Source organism: Pseudomonas sp. GL-B-26, assembly GCF_019947405.1.
In the GTDB taxonomy this organism is placed as follows: domain Bacteria; phylum Pseudomonadota; class Gammaproteobacteria; order Pseudomonadales; family Pseudomonadaceae; genus Aquipseudomonas.
Genome location: NZ_JAGYGJ010000016.1, coordinates 45,174 through 65,876 on the forward strand (window position 1 = coordinate 45,174; position 20,703 = coordinate 65,876).

Genomic DNA, 20,703 nt, shown 5'->3' on the forward strand with positions numbered 1-20,703 from the left:
GCACCGACATGATTCACATCACCCTGAGCGATGGTTCATTGCGTGAATACGACCAGCCACTGTCGGTGTACGAGCTCGCCGCGAGTATCGGACCCGGACTGGCAAAAGCAGCGGTGGCCGGCCGAGTGGACGGCATCCTGGTGGACTGTGAGTTCATGATCGAAGCCGATGCCAGGGTCAGCATCGTCACGCCTCAAGAACCCGATGGTCTGGAGATCCTGCGACGCTCCTGCGTGCTGATGCTGGCCATGGCCGTTAAACAACTCCATCCACAGGTGCAACTGCACGCAGGAACAGCGCTGGGCGACGGGTTCTTTCATGAGTTTTCTGCCGAGCGATCCTTAACGCAGACAGACCTGCCACTGATCGAGGCTCGCATGCAGGCGCTGGCGGCGACTAATCATTCGATTCGCCGTCAAGGAAAGACATCGCTGTACCGCCTGGGGAACTTCGAATCTACGACCGCTGGCCCGCATGTCCCTGCGACCAGAGTGCTGCAAGCGTTCACCCTCGACCACATCAGCGATACGTTGCCGCAACGGATTTACGGTACGTGCTGGTCCTGCCAACAAGAGCTCGATAACTGGCGCGCACCGCCGCAAGTCATGATCGTCAGCATGGACGAACGTCAGGCGGATTATGCGCAGTCGGTGACCGAGGCATTGCGTCGAAGTGGCGTGCGCGCCCGCTCGGATCTGCGTCACGAGAAAGTCCGCCAAAAGATTCGCGAGCACAGTCAGCACGTGCCGTATCTGGTGGTGATCGGGGAGAAAGAAAAAGCAGGCGGGTTTGTCAGTGTGCGTAGCCGCACAGGTGAAGACTTCGGGAGGATGGGTGTTGAGAAGGTGTGTGAGTGGTTGAATCAGGCCCGCTCCCACACTGTCATGTAGGGCGCGGGTCTGCTGACGGGCTTTTAAGCTCTTGGCTTAACGGTCCCGCAATCCTGGCCCAACCACACGGCGCGGCTATCGAGGCTGCCCTTCTGCTGAATGCCGGTGGCATTGAAGGTGCCGTTAACCTTAGTGGTGAACTCACGATCACTGAGGAAAGTGGCGACACCGGTGCCCTGCGCTTTCGGACAGCTGAAGCGGAATTTCCACTGATTCCCTGTGCGGTCGGTGATTTCCTGCTTGCAGCCCGACTGCGGATCGGTCAGCGGAATGTCGTTAGTCTTCACTTGTTCCGGCGTCAAGCAAGCCCGAATCCCGTTGCCGCCCATGGTGATGCCCTGCTTTTCGAGCTGCGCGCGCTGTTGAGGGGTCATCTGGCTCTGTATCTGGCCAAGGATCAGCTGTAAATCCGGGAGATTCTGGTCATCGACCTTCATGTTGCTTGTGGTCATTTCCCACAAACCGGGCTGCAACATCTGCGCCTGAGCGGCCACAGGAAGTGACAAACCAACAGCCATGGCCAAACCCAGCAGACGAACGTTCATCGAGTAACTCCTGATCAGTTGTGGCCGTTAGACGTCAGCGAGTGGCTTCGGTTCATGGGCCAATTAAATAGCGACATTCTGCACGGAACATGGTCTGTTAAGCATTGAATCTTCAGGAGCAAGGCTGCCCCCATGGATTACTTTGGACCGCATATTTTTGGCTATATGATTGCACTGCTTCACACGCTGGGCCTGATCGCTGCCATCCACGCCGTGCTCACCGTCCGGACCGCCCAGGGATCGATTGCCTGGGCCCTGTCGTTGCTGTTTATTCCCTACCTCACACTCATCCCCTATCTGGTCTTCGGCCGCAGTACCTTCGATGGCTACATCAAGGCTCGGCGCCAGGCCAACGAAGAAATGCGCAAAGCAATCTCCGAGCTCAACTGGCGCCCTTGGGTAGAAGAGGCGCTGACCGCTCGCGCCTCAAATGCTTACGCGTCCTTGAGGGCCATGCCGAAACTGGGGCGCATGCCGTGCCTGGCGAACAACGAAGTGCGTTTGCTGATCGACGGCCAGGCCACCTTCAACGCCATTTTTGAAGCCATCAGCAACGCGAAGGAAGCAGTGCTGATTCAGTTTTTCATCATCCACGACGATCGCCTTGGCCAACGCCTGCAAACCTTGCTGCTGCAGAAAGCCGCCGAAGGCGTAGCGGTCTATTTATTGTACGACCGCATCGGCAGCCATTCCCTGCCTCACAGTTACGTGCAACCGTTACGCGATGCCGGCGTCGAGGTCAAAGCCTTTGCCACCCGTAGCGGCTGGCTCAACCGCTTCCAGGTCAACTTCCGCAACCACCGCAAGATTGTGGTAGTCGATGGAGTGCTGGGTTTCGTCGGTGGGCACAACGTCGGCGACGAATACATGGGCGAGAAACCACCCCTCGCGCCGTGGCGCGATACCCATGTGCAAGTACGCGGGCCGGTGGTGGCCTGCATGCAGGAATCTTTTGCAGAAGACTGGTTTTGGGCCGCCCGCTCATTGCCGCCGCTGATCCTGCCGGACGTTTACCCGGACGACGGCGTACTCTGCCAATTGCTCGCCAGCGGCCCGGCGGATTCCTACGAAACCTGTTCGTTATTCTTCGTTGAAGCCATTCATGCCGCCACCGAACGGGTGTGGATCACCAGCCCGTATTTCATCCCCGACGAAGCCGTGTTCGCTGCGTTAAGGCTGGCAGTTCTGCGAGGCGTGGATGTGCGGCTGCTGCTGCCCTCACGACCGGACCACCGGATCGTCTACGCCGCCTCCAGCCTTTATGCCTTCGAAGCCGTGCGCGCCGGCGTGCGGGTGTTCCGCTACGAGCCGGGATTCCTGCATCAGAAAGTGGTATTGATCGACAGTGAAATCAGCGCCATTGGCAGTGCCAATCTGGACAACCGCTCGTTCCGGCTGAATTTTGAAGTGATGTTGCTGACAGTCGACAGCGCGTTTGCCGCCGAAGTAGAACAAATGCTCAACGATGACTTCGCCCAGGCTCACGAGATCGCCAAAGAAGAAAGCCGGGAGACCCGTCGCCTGCAACAGGTCGGCATGCGGGTCGCCCGGCTTATTTCGCCGATACTTTAAGGGTTGTAGATATCGTCTCGCGTCCATGGCAGTTCATGGCTGCCATCGGGGTGAGCTTTCACCGCGAGAATCTGGTGCAGATTGATCCAGCCCTTGGCGAACGCGTAAGCGCATCCCGCCAGGTACAGCCGCCAGATCCGTAAGGCCTGCTCTGGTACCAGCCTGGAAGCCGCTTCCAGATTGTCTTCCAGGCGTTCACTCCAGTGGTCCAGGGTACGCGCGTAGTGCAGGCGCAGACTCTCGACGTCGACGATCTCCAGCCCTGCTTCACTGATCTCGGCAGAGATCATCGATAGATGCGGCAGCTCGCCATTGGGGAACACATATTTCTCGATGAATTCGCCGGCACCGCGCCCCACCGGACGGCCGTCGATGTGTTTGGCGGTAATCCCGTGGTTCATCACCAGGCCGCCCTCTTTCACCGCACCGAACAAGGTGTTGCAGTACTCGGCCAGATTGGCGTGGCCAACGTGTTCGAACATGCCGACACTGACCACTTTGTCGAAGCGACCGTCCTGAGGCAGGTCGCGGTAGTCGAGCAGTTGCAGTTCGACCAGATCGTCCAGGCCTTCGGCAGTCACCCGTTCACGGGCAAGTGCCAGTTGCTCTTTACTGAGGGTGATCCCGAATACCTTCGCGCCAAACTCCCGAGCCGCATACCGCGCCAGTCCGCCCCAACCGCAGCCGACATCCAGCAGATATTCCCCTGGTTGCAGCCGCAGCTTGCGGCACAAGTGACGGAATTTGGCTTGCTGAGCTTGCTCCAGCGTTTCACTGCCGGTCTCGAAATAGGCGCAGGAATACGCCATGTCACTGTCGAGCCACAGTTGATAAAACGCGTTGGAAAGGTCGTAGTGGTAGGAAATCGCCTTGGCGTCGGCTTCTTTGTCGTGAGCGGTGCGCACCGGTTGACTGTCTTGATCACCGAGCAACGCCTGACTCCACTCATCGCAGACGCGGATCACGTCACTGATGGAGCCTTCCAGCTCAAGTTTACCTTCGACAAACGCCGCTCCGAGCGCGTCCAGGCTTGGGTGAGTGAACTGGGTAACCATTTGTGGGTCCTTGACCACAATAGTGACGCTAGGCGTCGGCCCCAGATTGAATTCATGGCCGTCCCAGAGTCGCAGGCGTAGCGGTAACTGCAGATTCTGTAAGGCCGGAGGAAGATGCGCGAGCATGGATAGACCCTCTTGTTTCAGACGTCTGATGTGAGGGTAGCCCATCCTTGAAAAATAGCTGGCTATCGAATTAATAGCCCTTTTCTATAATTCGTAACGCTCGAACCCACCGTCGCGAATTCACAAAAGTGATTGCCCTCACCTAGATGACTACGAATTCGTCGTACAGTTCTGAAAACTTGAAATCGCCCGTGTTCATGCTGTTTAGAGCATTCACCCGGCGTACTCAATCCTCATCCTCAAGCTTGAGCAATGGTTCCTGAAAACGCAGTAAACGCCCGGCATTCCCCAACACCAGCAAGGTGCTGAAGTTGTGCAGCAGCGCAGCAATCATCGCGCCCGCAGCACCGAGCCAGCCGAAGGCGGCGAAGGCTACAATCGCCAACGTCCAGCCCAGACCGATGATCACGTTAACCTGCAACGTGTGCCGGCATTGGCGACTCAAACGCACACATGTACCGAGTCGACGCAGGTCGCTGCCGATCAGGACGATGTCGGCCGAGGCCAGCGCGATGTCCGCCCCGCCCGCGCCCATCGCCACGCCGACCACACCGGCCTTGAGCGCCAGCGAATCGTTGATCCCATCTCCCACGACCATCGGCCGGAAGCCGCTGCCGATTTCCTTCAGCACGCGATTGAGTTTGTCCTCGGGCAACGCTTGAGCTTCAACGTCGCTGATCCCGACATCTCGCGCCAATGTGTGCGCAACGCTTTGCCGATCACCTGTCAGCAGCAACTGCCGACCCAACCCCAACTCACGTAGCTCGCTCAACGCAAATCGAGCCTCAGGTTTGACGCTGTCGGCCAGCAACAGCCAGGCGAGGAATTCACCGTTGAGCGCTAGCCCGGCAATCGGACCATCGTGGTCGGGGACACTTGATGTCGCGATACCCAACTGGGCAAATAGCTCTGGACGACCGAGCGCCGCCTCGCCCTGCTCCGTCATCGCCACCACGCCCAGCCCCTGACGTTCGTGGATGTCGGAGAGCAGCAGAAAATGTTCCTGGGTGACCAACCCGGCGAGCGCGCGGCTGACCGGATGACTGCTGGCAGAACCGAGGCTGGCAGCGAGTTTAAGGACGTGGCTGCGATCCTCGATTGGGCTGTCGATGGATTGCAAACGCAAGGTGCCGAAGGTCAGGGTTCCGGTCTTGTCGACCACCAGTGAAGTCAGGTCTGCCAACTCTTCGAGGAACGCGGAGCTGCGAATCAGAATCCCGTGACGAGCCGCCACCGCCACCCCGGCAATCGCCGTGGCCGGCGCGGACAACACCAATGCACAAGGACAGGCCGCCACCAACACCGCGAGCATGGCCTGAGCATCGTTAGTGACGAACCAGGTCACGGCGGCCAGCAGCAACACCAGCACCATGTAGCTGCCGGCGTAGCGTTCCAGCAAACGCGTGATCGGTGGTTTGGAACGCTCGGCACTTTGCATCAGCGCGATGACTTTGCCGAGGGTCGACTCATTGCCGGTGCGGGTCACTTCAATACGCAGCAGTCCGTCGAGGTTGATCGCGCCGCCGAAGACTTGCATGCCGACACCCGCCTCCATCGGCACCGATTCGCCAGTAATCGAAGCGGTGTCCAGGCTCGCCTGACCGGACAGCACCCGACCATCCGCCGGCACCCGGTCACCCGCGCGCACCTCGACGAGGTCGCCGGCCTTGAGTGTGCCGTTATCGACTTCGACGATGGAGCCATCGGCCTGAACTTTGCGCGCGTGGCTGCGAGTCAGCTTGCCGAGGGCGCGTATCGCCTCCTGGGAACCGATCACGCTGCGCTCTTCCAGCACGTGGCCGAAGATCATGATGATCGGCAGCAACGCCGCGGTCAGCAGATCACCCGTGGCCCACGCCCCGAGCATGGCCAACGCGATCAATTGATCCGTGATCCCGTGCAAGCTCGGATAACGCAGGCTGTACCAGGCGGAACGCATCACGGGCACGGCCACCAGTAACGAAGCAAAGCCCAGCAGCAATTGACTGACGCCCGTCTGCTCCGGCGACAACCAGCGCCAGGTCAGGCCGAGCGCAAGCAGGCCCAATGCGAGCATGGCCAGGGTCAATTGCCGGGCGGCGCTGCGTTGTTCAGCCGAGGACAACATGCTCGGTGCGGCGGCGGTTTGGGTGGTCATTGAGCAGCTCCCTGAATGATCAGGCGGGAATCGTCTTTCGGATTGACCGTGGTCACCGAGCCGGCCTGACCGAGAATCTTCGGCATCCGCTCGCGGTAGATGCGCAGCAGCATTTGCGGGTCGGTGCCTTGTTGTTGCGCCTTCGCCAGGCTCAACACCGTGGCTGTGTCCGCCGAGGCTTTGGCCAGCCGTTCACTCGCTTGGGCGTGAGCGACTTGCAGCGTGCGATCGGCTTGTTCGTTGGCAGTCTGAGTCAGTTTCTCGGCTTCAGTGCGCGCATTGGCCACAGCTTTATCGGCTTGTTGACTGGCGGTCAGAACCGCGTTGAAGGCGTTGACCGCCGGGCCGGGCAGACTCGATTGCACGTCGACTCGCGCCACTTCAATCCCTAACCCCTGCCCGGTCGCGGTCAGGTCAGCCAACCGCTGATTGATGCCTTGCACCAGATCACCGCGCAGACGTTCGCGTCTTTCGGCAGCCTGTTTATCCGCGCCGATGAGTTCCGGTCGCGCTACTAGAATGGTGTCCAGATCTCGTGCGGCAGTGAGGGCCACCGCGCTGCGAGTCACCAATCGATCCAGTGCCGGCAACACATGTTCGCCTTGAAGAACGAAGGCATATGGCTCGGTGACTTTGTAGAAAACCCGCACATCCAGCTGCACCACGCCCGCGTCACCGGTGAGCAAATAACCCGAGCCGGCGAGTGCATCGCTGATCGGTGTGGCGAAACTCGCTGCCCGGTCTGCCTGCAACGCGGCATCGGTGCGCAGCAGATTTTCCACCCGACGCTCAATCACCCGGTCCGCCGCGGGCAACAAAATCACCTGCTCAAACGGGCGGGGCCAGGCCAATAGCAAGCCAGCATTCTGGATGCGATCCAGCGCGCCGAAGTGCAAAACCACCGCGCGATTTTGCGGATCGATCTGCCGCACATTGGATAACGCCCACACCAAAGCGGCTAGCACTGTCACGGCGTAAAGGGCCAAAAAAGCCAATCGTCCCGCCTGAATCCAGGGACTGCTTAACTCATTTGTTCCACGTGGAACTAATTTCATGGCTGCGACCCGGACTTGTTATCAAGGGTCGGCGGACCGTCAACCAACACCCGGAACGGCACGGCGTCGGTGCGCAGAATCAGTTTGGTGCCGGGCGTGACGATCGTGCCTAGTGTGTCGAGGGAGCGCAGCAGGTTGTAGAGCTGAGGCGACCCGGCATAGGCGCGGCCATAAATCTGCGCGGCTTCAACGCGCGATTGTGCTTCGATGTCCGCCGCTTTTACCGTGGCGTCGGCCTGCACGATGCGCGCGTCACGCTCGGCAGCGGAGCGGATTTGCGCCGCTTCGCGCTTGCCGATGGCCGTGCGTTCGGTGGCGATTGTTTCACGCTCGGCACGCATGCGATCGACCGTAGCGGTGAGGGTTACCGACGGTAAAGTCAGACGCTCGATGCCGACTTGCACCACCCGCACACCATAAGTCGTGAGCAGCTGCTGATCGATTTGCTGACGCAACTGCGCTTCAAAATCAGCGATGTGAACTTGATTGGCGTCGGTATTCACCAGGTTAGCCAGATCAAAACTGCTGGCCGTGGTTTCCAGAGCCGAACCCACAAACGTACGAATCTGCCGCGCTGCTTCGTCCGGCTGATTCTGTACAGCACGCATGAAGCGTTGCACGTTGTCCGGATCGCCCTGAACCTGCCAGGCCACATAAGCCTGAACGATGATGCGCAAACCGTCCCGCGTACCCACATCCTGTAAACCACTCGAGGTCGTGCGCAGTCGCAGATCGACAGGAATCGCCGCTTCAAAAGGAGCAGGCCAACGCCAGCCAAGACCTGGTTCCAGCAATACCCGCGATGGATTACCAAAACGGGTGATCACCGTGGCCTCTCCCGAACGCACTTGCACCAGGCTCGCTGCCGCGATGGCGAACGCCACCAGCAACGCTGCCCAGCCCATTCGCCGCCACGGGAACGGGCCGGCTTCTTGTGGATCACCGTGGTGGTGATGGCCGTGGTGATGCCCGCCATGGCCGTGATCGTGGCCAGTGTGGTCATCGTGATCGTGAGTGTGCGACTGGCTCAATTGGCAGCTCCTGGCTGAGCGGTTTTACGCGCCGGCGCAAGGTCAGCCGGCAGCGTGAACGTACGTAAGTCGATAGTCGGCGCATTACTGTTGCCGCCCAGACGATGATCAAGCACCAACAACCTGGCATTGGCCAGGCCCTGGGACAGTTGGCTGAAGTACTGCTCCAGCACGAAGGCCTGGCCGGCGCTGGCGTAGGCCTTTTGTTCGGCGCTGAACCGCAGATCTGCCGCTTGAGCGGTAGCGTTGATTTCACGAGCGCTGGCCGTTGCTTGATCGCGAGCGATGCTGGCCAGCAATTGCGCCTGGTTGGTGGCCTCCGCAGCCGCCCCACGCTCGCGGGAAATCAATGCCTGGGCACCAATCTGCGCAGCCTGGACGCCGTGATAGGCATTGGCGGCACCGGCCGGCGGATGAATCGCCTCGACCACGGTGGCGAGAATTTCCACGCCGCTGTCGAGTTTCTGCAGGTCAGCCTGTACCGCCCGACCAATCTCTTCGGCAAGCCCTACCCTGTCTTCACCGAGCAAACCGTCGAGGGTTCGCGAGGCGAAATCGTGGACCAGAATTCGGCTGGCGGTGGTGCGGATCAGCGTCGGGACATCAGCGCTGTTGTAGGTTGCGGCCAACGCCGCTTGATCACTCAGACCGATGCGGTAGACGAAACGCACGTCCATGTTGACGATCTGGAAGCTCTGCTTGTCGGCTCGGCTGCTGGCGATAACTTGGGATTTGTCGTTCACATGGCTGGCGTCCCACAAGCGATTGGCAATCGCGGGTGCCGGGCCTTCGGCAGGTTCGGCCACCACCGGCGCCGGTGTGTCGCCAACACTGGTGGCCAACTCGTGGACCACACCGTTCTCGACACTCAACACTCGGCCCAGCGGCCAGGGCAAACCTGCGTGCAAACCGGGACCGAACACGTCCACTGGTTTGCCGAATCGCTCGTAGATGCCCCGCCCTTGCAGCGGTATTTCGTGAACGCCGGTCAGTGACCAACCGACAATTGCCACCACCATCAGCACCGGAAAAAACGCCCGACGCATGTAGGTGAAGGCCCAGATCTGCCGCAGGTCGATACCGAAGCGGTTGTGCAATTCGTGCTGCAACGCCAGCAAAGGTTGCGGCGGCCAACGCAGCATGTCGGCGACGAAGCTGCGCGCCAGCAAGGCAGGTTCGAGTTGTTCGCGCTGCGGACTGAACAACGACAGCAGGGCGCGCAACAGCAGCTCGGCGGCGACCAACCCTGGCAGCAAGCCAATCAGTACCGCCAGACGCACCGGCCATACCGAGGTTTCGCTACCCAACAACAGGCACAAAGCGCTGAGCACCAGGCCAATGATCGCCACCCGTGTCAGCTGCGCCAACGAGGCAGCTTCGGGCCATTGCGCGACGTTTTCCTGCGCCAGTTGACGCTCCAGTACCAGTAAACCGAAGGCCAGCAACAACGACAGCGCCGCACCGACACTGGCCGACAATCCCAGTGCGGCCGGCGGCAGTGCAAGGTTCCAGACTTGTTCGATGCTCAACAACGTCAACAGCGACCAACCCGCGAGCCACAGCGTCGGGGCGCCGATCTGCACCAGCATTCGCAGCCATCGCTGGCTGAGCCGATCCAGCAGCCGTTCGTACCAGCCCACCGGGGCAACGACTTCGTCAGCAACGACGACCTTCACAACCGGGTTCAACGCCCGCGCGCGCCACTGCGTCACCCACCAGGCCGATTGCAAACCGGCGACCAGCACCAGCAAACCGGCGCTCTGATTCACCAGCAACGCGGGCCAGAGCGACTGCGGCGCAAACAGCCCGACAAAAAACGCCAGCAACCAACCTGTCGCCGCAAGAGCGCCCAGACCGATTGCGAACTGACGCAATCGTCGCCCTTGAAAAACCGCCTGCTGGAAACGCGGCAGCCCGGCTACTTGCGTCCCATCGACATAGAGATCGACTTGCATACCACCCCAGTGTTTATCGTTGCTCATATCGCAATACGTTACGGTATAACGAAAGCCGTGAAATTTCCGTTCTTAAATGCACTATCTAAAGGCGCTCAACCTGTCGCTTGACTGAAGCCTTGACCGAAATGCTGCGGAACGCACATATTACGTTCGTAATTTTACACAAGGACTACGTTTTACCCATTCCGATCCGATTCACTCCAGGAGTACACCATGAGCATCTATGACGTCGTGATTCTGGGCGGAGGCCCCGGTGGTTATAACGCAGCGATCCGCGCCGGTCAGTTGGGCCTCAGAGCGGTTTGCGTAGAAGGACGCGCCACCCTCGGCGGCACCTGCCTGAACGTCGGTTGCATGCCGTCAAAGGCGCTGCTGCACGCCTCCGAACTCTACGACGCCGCCATGGGCACGGAATTCGCCAACCTGGGGATTGACGTCAAACCCACGCTTAACCTCGCGCAGATGATGAAACAAAAGGATGAAAGCGTTGCCGGATTGACCAAGGGCATCGAGTTTCTGTTTCGCAAAAACAAAGTCCACTGGGTCAAGGGCTGGGGCCACATCGACGGCCCCGGTAAAGTGACGGTGACCGATAGCCAGGGCGGCAAGACCGAACTGAACACCAAGAACATCATCATCGCCACCGGTTCCGAGCCCACTCCCCTGCCCGGTGTGGACATCGACAACAAACGCATCCTCGATTCGACGGGCGCGTTGTCGCTGACCGAAGTGCCCAAGCATCTGGTGGTGATCGGCGCCGGAGTGATCGGCCTAGAGCTGGGTTCGGTGTGGCGGCGTTTGGGCGCTCAGGTGACGGTGATCGAGTTTCTCGACCGGATCTGCCCCGGTGTGGACAGTGAAGCAGGTAAAACCCTGCAACGTTCGTTGAGTAAACAGGGCATCAACTTCAAATTGAGTTCCAAAGTCACCAGCGCCACAACCTCGGCGACCGGCGTTCAGCTCAGGGTCGAGCCCGCCGCCGGTGGTACGGCCGAAACGATTGAAGCGGATTACGTGCTGGTGTCTATCGGACGCCGGCCTTACACCCAAGGCCTGGGGCTGGAAAACGTAGGTCTCGCCACGGATAAACGCGGCATGCTCGCCAACAAGGGCCATCGCACCGAAGCGGCTGGCATCTGGGTGATCGGCGACGTCACGTCCGGGCCAATGCTCGCCCACAAGGCCGAAGACGAGGCCATGGTCTGCATCGAGCAGATTGTCGGCAAGGCGGCCGAGGTCAACTACGACCTGATCCCCAACGTGATCTACACCAAACCCGAACTGGCCAGCGTCGGCAAGACCGAAGAACAACTGAAGGCCGAAGGTCGTGCCTACAAGGTCGGCAAATTCCCCTTCACCGCCAACAGCCGGGCAAAGATCAATCACGAAACCGAAGGCTTCGCCAAAGTGCTGGCCGATGAGCGCACCGACGAGATTCTCGGCGTGCACCTTGTGGGTCCAAGTGTCAGTGAAATGATTGGCGAATATTGCGTGGCCATGGAGTTCAGCGCCTCCGCCGAAGACATTGCCCTGACCTGCCATCCACACCCGACCCGCTCCGAGGCTTTGCGCCAGGCGGCGATGAATGTGGAGGGGATGGCGACGCAGATGTAAGCCTGGAGGTTGGCGGTGGCGGGTCTACCGCTATCGCTAGCAAGCTCGCTCCCACATTTGATCTGTGGCGTTCACAAAACCAATGTGGGAGCGAGCTTGCTAGCGATTGGGTCTCAGACCGGTAAATGTTCCAGCGGCAAAGCCCCCGGGGTTTTAACCGTATGAATCGCAAAGTTACTGCGAATGTCGCTTACACCCGGCAACTTCAGCAAACGCCCCGTGAGAAAACGGTCATAGGCACGCAGGTCCGGCACCACCACTTGCAGCAGAAAGTCCGATTCCCCTGACACCAGAAAGGCCGAAATCACCTCGGGCAACGCGGTCACGGCCAGGCGAAAGGATTCGGCCTGCTCATCGTTGTGCCGCTCGACCTTGACCCCGACGAATACCGTCAGCCCAAGCCCTACTTCGTCGCGATCCAGATTGGCCTGGTAACCGCGTATCACCCCGGCTTCTTCGAGCATCCGAACCCGGCGCAAACAAGGCGAGGCGGACAGACCGATCTCGTCAGCCAGTTGCACATTGCTCAGACGACCGTCCCGTTGCAGCGCTGCGAGAATCTTGCGGTCATAGGCGTCGAGTTTCATGGTTTGGCAGATCCTGATGGTTTACCTGCAATTGAGTGGCAGGTTATGCCAACCGGAAGCATTTTAGAAGCGAACTACGCAACCACCTGCCCTGTCCTTCAGCCCTAGACTGGCCGTACCGAATCGACAACGAATGGGGTGCAACGTGGCGGGACTCTGGGTGTTTTTCATGGCGCTGGCGGTGGTCTATCTGTTGCCGGGCCCGGACATGATCCTGTTGTTGCAGACCGGCGCCCGTCAGGGCAAAGGCGCGGCGCTGGCCACAGCGGTAGGTCTGGGTGTGGCCCGGGGATGCCACGTGGCGTTGGCAGCGCTTGGGTTGGCGGCACTGTTCAAGGCTGCGCCCTGGACGTTCGACGTGGTACGCCTGGCCGGGGCCGCGTATCTGCTATGGATCGGCATTCAATGCCTGCGAACCACCATGTTGCCGAACTTGAACGGAGCAGATGCCACCACTGAAAAACCTCGCTGGCGTGCAGCGATCCAGCGCGGTTTGCTGACCAACCTGCTCAACCCCAAAGCCTTGCTGTTCTGCTCGGTGCTGCTGCCGCAGTTCATCGATCCACACGCCGGGCCGGTGCTCGCGCAATTTGCGACCCTCGGGATTGTGCTGGTCGGTGTCGGCTTGCTGTTCGACAGCGCTTACGCACTGACCGGCGCAGCGCTTGGCCGTTGGCTGCATCGCAGTCCTTCAGCCCAGCGCCTGCAGCAATGGCTGTTTGGCAGCCTGTTGATCGGCTTCGCCGTGCGGCTGACCTTTGTGCAACAGGCTTGAGCCTTACCGCGTCTTGCGGCGGCGATTGATCAGCAACAGCGCCGCCGCCGTGACCGCTATCACACCGCCAATCTGCAACGGTGTTTTGTAAGGCCGCAGCTGCGAGCGCGCGGCGTCGGTGACCTGGGTCACATAGCGCTTGTCGACGTTCTGAAAGTCCGGTTCCTGGCATTGGTGACCAAAATCGCCGGCCCAGACCACATACGGGCCTTCCTCGACATACCGACGGTAGAAAGCGCTTTGCTCTTGCAGGCTGGTGCCCCACGACGAAGCCTTGCACAGCACCGAAGCAAACGCCTGACTGCTGTGGGGCAGATGATCAGCGGCCTTGCTCGCCAGCGCCGTGGCGACAAAACGGTAGTGGAAACGCTCATCAGGCTGCGCCACCGTGGCTTGCTGACGCCGCATTTCGCCCTCGGCCATCAGCGGCCCAACCTTGAGCTCGGGCGCTTCCAGACTGTAATTGCCGCCGAAGGTGGCGTAATCCGGGGACATCTCGTAGCCCAACAACTCCATTCCGTCGAAACGGGCCAGTGTCGCGGCATGGTAATAAGCGAATGCCCGTTTGGTCGGCCACCACTTGGATTCGGCGTCGTGGCGCAACTGTCCGTACCACTTGGCCTTGGCCTGCAAGTCGGCGTTATCGAAATAGGCTGAAGCTTCGTCGGACCGCTCTTCGCGCAACAAGCGCCGCCCGAGCAAATTGCGCAGTTTTGCCGCCACCGGTAACTGCACGTAGTTATCGCGATCCTGCTGAGTCAGAGGGGGCGGCGCCGGCACTTGAGTGTCGACGTATTGCTTGAGCTCATCGACCGTCAACACGCGCTCGGCGACCGTGGCGGCGTCGAACCAGTAGATATCTTTACTGCGATAAAGCTGATCGAACGCTTGCAGGTAATCCCCGCGTTGCAACGCCAGGATCGCGCTTTCACCCTCAACCCGGCACTTGGGCTGGAGCGTTTCGAAGTCCCAGTCTGGCGTGCGCCGCTCACCCCACGACTCGTTCTGCGGGAAGGCCTGGGCAGCCTTGGCATACGCCGCGGCAGCCGCGTTTTTATCGCCATCGCGCACGGCCAGTTTGGCCCGCAGCCACCACGCCAGTCCGCCATCACCGGCGTGTTCGAGGAACGCCTTGGCGCTGGCGTAATCACCCTGTTGATAATTCACCGCCGCCAGGCGATCAGCATTATCGAGGCTGCCGCGGGTGCTGTTCTGCAGCAGTTTGATCAGTTTCAATTCATTCGGCGGTTGATCACCGAATGACCAGCCCAGTCGGCTGATCAACGACGCTGTCACCAGTTGCTGCACCGGTTTGCCCTTGAGCAACACGGCCAGTTGATCGTCAGGCATCGCCGCGAGGTCGGCCACCAACAGTTTCAACGAGGTGTAACCCACCGCCGAACCCTGAAGGTTTTGCGTGGCGTAGAGTTCGATGGCGCGGTTCCAGTCGCCGGCGGTGCGGGCCACGCGGGCCTCCTCACCGAGGCTGGCGACGCCCAGTTCCAGTGGATCGCTGAAACCGCCGATGCTTAGCTGACGGGTCTGCTCGAAAGCCTTTCCAGACTGAGCCAACAAGTCAGAGCCAGCGTCCGCTTCTGAGCTCATGGCAAACAGCGCCCGGCCTAACGAGTAAGCCGCCCAGGTGCTGCGCAACGCCCGTTGATCCGCTGGCAATGCCAGCACCTTCTGGAAGTACTCGGCGGCCAGTCCATGATCACCGGCATTAAATGCCACAGCCCCGGCCAGATAAAGCTTGAGTTCAGCCGGCAGGTTCGCGCCCTGAATCTCGACTTCATGCGCATCGGTCAGGCTGCGTAACTGTTTCACCAGCACCTGCTGCTCAGCCGTCAAACCGGATTGTTCAGCCTTGTCCCGCTGTTCTGCGGAGTCGGGCGCATCCATGTTATAGGCGGTTTCGGTGACATTCTTCAGCCCGGCGACCGCATGCCCGAGGCGACTGATTTCAAATCTGAAGTTACCTTCCGGCAATTCCGCCAGCGACTGGCCGCGGTTGTCCAGCAGACGCATCGGAAAGTCCGGCCCACAGGCCAGCGCCGAACCCAGCGGCAGGCTGAGGCTCAGGCAAAGCAGATGGCGGGGCCAGTTACGGGTCAACATTCGAACCTCCTTGATCAATATGTGCGCAACGAGCCCAACCCACGGCGCGCTGCCCGCCGGCCGGTATTCGACCGTCGCGCAGGCGGGTGAAGGTAAGCAGATCCGGACGCTGTTGCAACGCATAACCGGCCAGCGCATCGGCACCGTCACAGCCCTGCACCGCGAGAGTCAGGCGTTCGGGCCAGGCGCTGTCTAGGTTGCCCTGATTGCTGAGGCTGATGTCATAGAGGTCGTTCTGCACCGAGAGTTTCAGCGCCAGTCGACTGTCGAGTGCATCGCCACGCGCCACAGCGCTCAGGGTCGTCAGGCTCCAGGCCCGACGGTCGCTGGCCAGCGGCAAACGAAACCAGATCAGACCCGCCAGATGCGCCGGTGGATCGTTGCGCAACTCGCTCCCGAGTCGGCTGAGTTGCTGCGGATCGGAGAGCAATTCCCGACGTTTGCCGCCCCGTTCGATGGGTACTTCGCTTTCCACTACCGGTGCACCGCCGCCTCCCGGCAACAACGCCACACCATAGGCCGGCAGCGCCAGATAGAACGGTTTCGAAGTGATGCGGCTCCAGGCCTTGGCCCATTGTCGGGCCAGATCCGGGTCAAACAAGCCAAGACGCGGATCGCTCACCGCGTGCACCTGCAACACGCTGCTGTCGACTGTGGATAACAATGCGGGCAATTCGGGACTGTCGAGCCAGGCCGGCAACGCGGTGATGCTCAGCGCAATAGTGGCCGGCAGAACTGCGCGCAACTGCGTAAGAAATTCGCGGTAGGCCAGTAGCCGAACATTACCGGCATCGTGGTCAATTTCCACGCCGGAGAGATTCAACCCCTGACCTTGCCAATCGCCGAGCACCTGCAGGATCTGCGCGGTGACTGCGTCCCGATCCAGCGACTTGAGCTGGCCATCGAGACGAATCACCGCGATCAGCGGCCGACCATCACCTTTGAGCAGCGCCGGGTCAATCCGCGCCCGGCTCCAACCCGCCTCCGGGAATGCCTGCAAGGCCAGCACCCGCAGGGTGGAAAAGCCAGCGCGGCTGTCTCTCAGCGCCGCTTCGTGGGCCGGTGTCCATTGCCGTTGCCAGACGTAGAGTTGCTGATCGAGCGCTGGCGCGTCCTGTCGTTCGCAACCGCTGAGCAACGCCACCGCGACAATCAACGCCGACAGACGAGCGAAAAAATACATAAAGCCCCTTGAGCCGAATCAGATCCTTTGTAGCAGCTGTCGAGCCTGCGAGGCTGCGTTCGGCTGCGTAGCAGTCGCCAATACTACGTGCACGGTGTATCTGAAGAACCGCTGTGTCTGATTTTACGACTGCTTCGCAGCCGAACGCAGCCTCGCAGGCTCGGCAGCTGCTACAAGTCGAGGACCAAAGGCTGCGACCCCTGCGCCGGAATCGCACAACAAATCAGCACGTGTCCGTCATCCGGCACTTCGGCCGGCGGCTGTGGATAATTCACCTGGCCGCTGATCAGGCGAGTCTTGCAGGTCCCGCAGGAACCGCCGCGACAACTGAATTCCGGGCGCAATCCACGGCTTTCCGCCAACTCCAGCAAACTGCCGCCGTCCGGTTGCCAGCGAGCCTCCTTAGCCGAGCGCTGAAACACCACCGGCACCGAGGTGGTAGCTGCGGGTGGTTGCTCGATGATCACCGCATCGGGGTCCGGCACCCGGCGCAAGGTCGAGGGGCCGAAGGTTTCGGCGTGAATCCTTGCGTCACGGATGTCCAGTTCCCGCAGACCGTCGTACAGCCCTTGGGTAAAACTTCCCGGGCCACAGAGGACAAAATCCAGCTGATCGTAGTCCTCCACTTCAACGAGGGTCTTGAGCAGCGCGGTGTCGATCCGCCCCGTCAGGTCGAAATCCTCACCCTCCAAAGCCCCCGCTTCCGGCTGACTCACCAGACGCAGCACCCTGACCGCGTCACCTGCGCCATCAAGCAAGCGATCCAGCTCAGGACGAAACACTTGATCGGCCAACGTCCGAGAGCTCTGGAAAAACCAGGTCGGCCGGATGCGGCGGGTGCGCAGGCCTTGATAAACCACTTCGCGCAGCATCGACAGCAGCGGCGTGATGCCGACACCGGCAGCCAGAAGCACCAGTGGCCGACGTTCATTAGGTGCCACGGTGAAATGCCCTTGAGGCGCGCGGGCCTCCAACAGATCACCGACGCGCACCTGTTCATGCAGATGCGAAGACACCAAGCCTTCACGCTTCACGCTGATGCGGAAAAAGTCATCGGACGGCGCGCTCGACAGGCTGTAAGTGCGGATGTGCACCACGCCGGCAATGTTGAACCGCAGCGGCAAATGCTGCCCGGCCTGAAACACCGGCAACCCTGCCCCATCGGCAGGCTCCAGATAGATCGAGCGGATGTTGTGGCTTTCCTCTTTGATACGCGCCACCCGCAGCGGCCGCCAACGATCGCCCAAGGCCTGGGCTTGCAGACGGGCGTTGGCCTGCTCCCAGGTGCCGGTCAGCAAACTGGTGGGCGACACACCGTCAAAGCGCCAGCGCAGAGCAAGCGCGCCGGGCCGACGCACCACGCTTTCCACCTCGAATGTCCACAAGCGCTCAGCCCCTTGAAACGCCTCGACCTGTGGGCCTTCAAGAATGACTTCGGTGCGACCGCTGAGGTGTAGCAGGTCTCCCGAATTGAAATCGATAAACAGCAAACCGGCCCGGGGATTGAGCAGCAGGTTGCCCAAAGTGTTGAAAAACAGGTTGCCGGCGAAATCCGGAATGGTCAGGCGATTGCCTTCTACCTGTACGAAACCGGCCTGGCCGCCGCGGTGAGAAACGTCCACCGAACGTTGGCCATCAACGTCCACGTAACTGGCGACAAAGAACGTATCGGCTCCCGCGATCAGGGTTTTGGCCGCTTCATCCAGCCCGTTGAGGTGTTGCGCGAGGCGAGTCGACGGATCCGCCAGTGGAACCGAGCGAAACTGGCGCAATTGGATGTATTGCGGGCAATTGCCGAAGGACTGCTCCACCGCCACCTCGAAGCCGCTTGCCGTCATCGCGCCGACTCGGCCATTGAGGCGGTTGCGGCGACGGGTGTGCAGTTCGATCCCCAGCAGGCCGATCGCCGCGCCCGCCGTCAATTGCGCAGGATCTTCAGCGCCCGGCAGGCTGCTGAATTGCAGCGCACCCGGCGTGGGCGAGTGAGCGAAACCCGGCGGCCCGTCAAGAATACTGGCCCAAGGATTACCGTCGGCATCCACCGCGCCGTACAGCATGAACGGCAGTTGCTCATAGAACGTGCGGTGCTGATCCGGCATTTCACTGCGAATCACCTTACGACCGAGCACCTCCATTCGCTCGGCAATGCCTACGTGAGCCTGCAATTGTTTCTCGCCGGCGTGCCAGGGTGAACGGTCCACAACGACTTCTCCCCTGCGCCATCGGCGCAGTGTGAACGACCCGAAAGTGTCGGGCCGTAAGCATCAGGCAGTTTTTTGCAGACCGGCAACGGTGCGCGGCATGCCGACAAACCCTGGCAAGGCTTCGACCCGCGCCAGCCAGGCGCGGATGTTGGCGTAGTCCTCAAGGGACACGTTGCCTTCTGGCGCATGGGCGATGTAGCTGTAGGCCGAAACGTCGGCAATGGTTGGCTCGGCGCCGGCCAGATACGGCGTTGCTGCCAGTTCCTGATCGATCACTTTGAGCACGTTGTGGGAATAAGCGATCACCTCTTCAGCGTTGTAAGCCGCACCAAACACCGTGATCAGCCTCGCTCTGGCGGGGCCAAAGGCAATCGGCCCAGCGGCAATCGACAACCAGCGCTGAACCTTGGCCGCCCCGACCGGATCGGCTGGCAGCCAACGACCGTTGCCATATTTTTGCGCCAGATAAACCAGAATCGCGTTGGAGTCAGCCAGCACCACGCCTTGATCATCGATGACCGGAATTTGACCAAAAGCGTTGAGCGCGAGGAAATCCGGCTGTTTGTGCGCGCCCTTCGGCAAGTCGACAAAGATCAGCTCGGTCGGCAGATGCAGCAGGGACAGCATCAGCTCTACACGGTGAGCGTGGCCAGAACGTGGGAAGTTGTAGAGTTTGATCGCTTGCATGGTCGACTCCGCTGGGTGGTGGCGCTGTTGAACAGTGTTCAGCACCGATGGGGCGCTATCTTCCACCCGCAACCAAAACAACAGAATAACCAGCCAACGCAATCCATTATTTCACTAGGTGAAATAAACCATCACGCCTGTAAGGACGGGTGCTCACGCAGCGCGCTCACCGCAAAATCCACAAAACTGCGAATCCGCGCAGGGGCCTTGCGCCCGCCCTGATAGACCACATGGATAGGCAATGGCGGCAGTTCGAAGTCAGCCAGAACGATTTCCAGCTCACCCGAGGCGACTTTGCTCGCGACCTGATAAGACAGAACCCGGGTCAACCCCAAACCCAGGCACGCCGCCGTAATGGCCGCCTGATTGGCCGTCACCACCAGGCGCGGCGCTGGTCGAACACTCAGCGGCTCTCCCCCTTCGAGGAACGGCCAGGTTTTCGACTGACCGATAGAGGACGTCGCAATAACCGGCGCCTGAGCCAGATCCTGAGGATGTCGAGGTCGACCATGGGCCGCCAGGAATTCCGGCGAGCCGCAAATCACCCGCCGAACCTCACCCACGCGAATCGCGTGCTGATTACTGTCGGGCAACTCACCGATCCGCACGGCGATATCGATGCCCTCCTCGACCATGCTGACCACTCGATCGACCAGCAACCCATTGATGCTGACTTCAGGAAACTGCGTCAGATAATTCACCATCACTGGCGTGACAAACAGCTCACCAAACAACACCGGTGCGGTAATTGTCAGTTGCCCACGCGGTTGAGTGTGGCTGCCCGCCGCCGAGTCCTCGGCTTCCTGTACCTCGGCGAGAATCCTCCGACAGTCTTCCAGGTAACGCTGACCCGCCTCGCTCAAATGCACACTGCGGGTGGTGCGCGTCAGCAGCAACGTGCCGATGCGTTTCTCCAGCGCCGCCACGGCTCGAGTGACGCTGGCGGCCGACAGGCCCAAACGCCGCGCCGCCGCCGAGAAACCTTGGTCTTGGGCGACAGCAGCGAAGACCTGCATTTCCTGGAATCGGTCCATATGGTGTCCTCAGTAAAAATCAGAAGATCGCAGCCTGCGGCAACTCCTTGTATGTTGGCCCTGATTCCAAAGCGAGAGATTACTTAGGTTTTGGACATGCATGCGTTCTGGAGACAACTTTAATACCGCAAA

16 protein-coding genes are annotated in these 20,703 nt (G+C 60.5%); 4 read left to right on the forward strand and 12 right to left on the reverse strand.

Annotated elements, in window-relative coordinates:
• Positions 1–8: 8 nt before the first annotated feature.
• Entirely contained in the window at positions 9–890 is an 882-nt protein-coding gene (locus KGB23_RS12795) for a His/Gly/Thr/Pro-type tRNA ligase C-terminal domain-containing protein (RefSeq protein ID WP_223431334.1), read from the forward strand.
• Positions 891–913: 23 nt separating this feature from the next.
• On the opposite strand, the gene KGB23_RS12800 is transcribed toward KGB23_RS12795, so the two are convergent.
• A complete protein-coding gene (locus KGB23_RS12800; RefSeq protein WP_223431335.1) occupies positions 914–1,435 on the reverse strand; it encodes a DUF3617 domain-containing protein in 522 nt (173 codons plus the stop codon).
• A gap of 132 nt (positions 1,436–1,567) precedes the next feature.
• Between KGB23_RS12800 and cls the strand changes: the two genes are divergently transcribed.
• Positions 1,568–3,007 carry a cardiolipin synthase gene (gene cls / locus KGB23_RS12805; RefSeq protein ID WP_223431336.1) on the forward strand — a complete coding sequence of 480 codons (1,440 nt, stop codon included), beginning with the start codon at positions 1,568–1,570 and terminating at the stop codon, positions 3,005–3,007.
• On the opposite strand, the gene cfaB is transcribed toward cls, so the two are convergent.
• The 5 genes from cfaB to hflK (KGB23_RS12830) form a co-directional block, all read right to left on the reverse strand.
• Entirely contained in the window at positions 3,004–4,188 is a 1,185-nt protein-coding gene (cfaB, locus tag KGB23_RS12810) for a C17 cyclopropane fatty acid synthase CfaB (RefSeq protein WP_223431337.1), read from the reverse strand. The genes cls and cfaB overlap by 4 nt on opposite strands.
• A gap of 226 nt (positions 4,189–4,414) precedes the next feature.
• The gene (locus KGB23_RS12815; RefSeq protein ID WP_223431338.1) at positions 4,415–6,325 is read right to left on the reverse strand and encodes a cation-translocating P-type ATPase; all 1,911 of its coding nucleotides are present in this window, start codon (positions 6,323–6,325) and stop codon (positions 4,415–4,417) included.
• Positions 6,322–7,380: a protease modulator HflK gene (gene hflK, locus KGB23_RS12820; protein ID WP_223431339.1), complete on the reverse strand. Its 1,059-nt coding sequence runs from the start codon at positions 7,378–7,380 to the stop codon at positions 6,322–6,324. Before hflK (KGB23_RS12820) ends, KGB23_RS12815 begins: the two co-directional genes overlap by 4 nt.
• Positions 7,377–8,411, reverse strand: coding sequence for a protease modulator HflC (gene hflC, locus KGB23_RS12825; protein ID WP_223431340.1), 1,035 nt, complete (start codon positions 8,409–8,411; stop codon positions 7,377–7,379). The genes hflK (KGB23_RS12820) and hflC overlap by 4 nt, the downstream gene beginning before the upstream one ends.
• Positions 8,408–10,366, reverse strand: coding sequence for a protease modulator HflK (gene hflK, locus KGB23_RS12830; protein WP_223431379.1), 1,959 nt, complete (start codon positions 10,364–10,366; stop codon positions 8,408–8,410). Before hflK (KGB23_RS12830) ends, hflC begins: the two co-directional genes overlap by 4 nt.
• Positions 10,367–10,582: 216 nt before the next feature.
• Between hflK (KGB23_RS12830) and lpdA the strand changes: the two genes are divergently transcribed.
• A complete protein-coding gene (gene lpdA, locus KGB23_RS12835) occupies positions 10,583–11,983 on the forward strand; it encodes a dihydrolipoyl dehydrogenase (protein ID WP_223431341.1) in 1,401 nt (466 codons plus the stop codon).
• Between the two features lie 113 nt (positions 11,984–12,096).
• Here the strand turns inward: lpdA and KGB23_RS12840 are convergent, their stop codons facing one another.
• Positions 12,097–12,570, reverse strand: a complete 474-nt coding sequence (locus KGB23_RS12840; RefSeq protein ID WP_046044944.1) for an Lrp/AsnC family transcriptional regulator — start codon at positions 12,568–12,570, stop codon at positions 12,097–12,099.
• A 145-nt stretch (positions 12,571–12,715) separates the two neighbouring features.
• Here KGB23_RS12840 and KGB23_RS12845 point away from each other — a divergent pair, with 145 nt between their 5' ends.
• A complete protein-coding gene (locus KGB23_RS12845) occupies positions 12,716–13,345 on the forward strand; it encodes a LysE family translocator (RefSeq protein WP_223431342.1) in 630 nt (209 codons plus the stop codon).
• A 3-nt stretch (positions 13,346–13,348) separates the two neighbouring features.
• Here the strand turns inward: KGB23_RS12845 and KGB23_RS12850 are convergent, their stop codons facing one another.
• From KGB23_RS12850 to KGB23_RS12870, 5 genes are all read right to left on the reverse strand, one after another.
• Positions 13,349–15,463, reverse strand: coding sequence for a hypothetical protein (locus KGB23_RS12850; protein WP_223431343.1), 2,115 nt, complete (start codon positions 15,461–15,463; stop codon positions 13,349–13,351).
• Complete coding sequence (locus KGB23_RS12855) at positions 15,450–16,646, reverse strand: DUF3142 domain-containing protein (RefSeq protein ID WP_223431344.1); 1,197 nt, start codon at positions 16,644–16,646, stop codon at positions 15,450–15,452. Before KGB23_RS12855 ends, KGB23_RS12850 begins: the two co-directional genes overlap by 14 nt.
• A 170-nt stretch (positions 16,647–16,816) precedes the next feature.
• Positions 16,817–18,847: a pyridoxamine 5'-phosphate oxidase family protein gene (locus KGB23_RS12860; RefSeq protein ID WP_223431345.1), complete on the reverse strand. Its 2,031-nt coding sequence runs from the start codon at positions 18,845–18,847 to the stop codon at positions 16,817–16,819.
• 63 nt (positions 18,848–18,910) lie between these two features.
• Positions 18,911–19,537 (reverse strand): glutathione S-transferase family protein, encoded by a 627-nt coding sequence (locus KGB23_RS12865; protein ID WP_223431346.1) that lies wholly within the window; start codon positions 19,535–19,537, stop codon positions 18,911–18,913.
• 131 nt (positions 19,538–19,668) lie between these two features.
• Entirely contained in the window at positions 19,669–20,571 is a 903-nt protein-coding gene (locus tag KGB23_RS12870; RefSeq protein WP_223431347.1) for a LysR family transcriptional regulator, read from the reverse strand.
• Positions 20,572–20,703 lie beyond the last annotated feature (132 nt).

Coding starts and splice junctions, on each gene's coding strand:
- KGB23_RS12815 (WP_223431338.1), bottom strand. CDS start 6,325: ATGACCACCCAAACCGCCGCCGCACCGAGCATGTTGTCCTCGGCTGAA.
- KGB23_RS12850 (WP_223431343.1), bottom strand. CDS start 15,463: ATGTTGACCCGTAACTGGCCCCGCCATCTGCTTTGCCTGAGCCTCAGC.
- KGB23_RS12840 (WP_046044944.1), bottom strand. CDS start 12,570: ATGAAACTCGACGCCTATGACCGCAAGATTCTCGCAGCGCTGCAACGG.
- KGB23_RS12870 (WP_223431347.1), bottom strand. CDS start 20,571: ATGGACCGATTCCAGGAAATGCAGGTCTTCGCTGCTGTCGCCCAAGAC.
- hflK (WP_223431339.1), bottom strand. CDS start 7,380: ATGAAATTAGTTCCACGTGGAACAAATGAGTTAAGCAGTCCCTGGATT.
- KGB23_RS12800 (WP_223431335.1), bottom strand. CDS start 1,435: ATGAACGTTCGTCTGCTGGGTTTGGCCATGGCTGTTGGTTTGTCACTT.
- cls (WP_223431336.1), top strand. CDS start 1,568: ATGGATTACTTTGGACCGCATATTTTTGGCTATATGATTGCACTGCTT.
- KGB23_RS12855 (WP_223431344.1), bottom strand. CDS start 16,646: ATGTATTTTTTCGCTCGTCTGTCGGCGTTGATTGTCGCGGTGGCGTTG.
- lpdA (WP_223431341.1), top strand. CDS start 10,583: ATGAGCATCTATGACGTCGTGATTCTGGGCGGAGGCCCCGGTGGTTAT.
- KGB23_RS12795 (WP_223431334.1), top strand. CDS start 9: ATGATTCACATCACCCTGAGCGATGGTTCATTGCGTGAATACGACCAG.
- KGB23_RS12865 (WP_223431346.1), bottom strand. CDS start 19,537: ATGCAAGCGATCAAACTCTACAACTTCCCACGTTCTGGCCACGCTCAC.
- cfaB (WP_223431337.1), bottom strand. CDS start 4,188: ATGCTCGCGCATCTTCCTCCGGCCTTACAGAATCTGCAGTTACCGCTA.
- hflK (WP_223431379.1), bottom strand. CDS start 10,366: ATGCAAGTCGATCTCTATGTCGATGGGACGCAAGTAGCCGGGCTGCCG.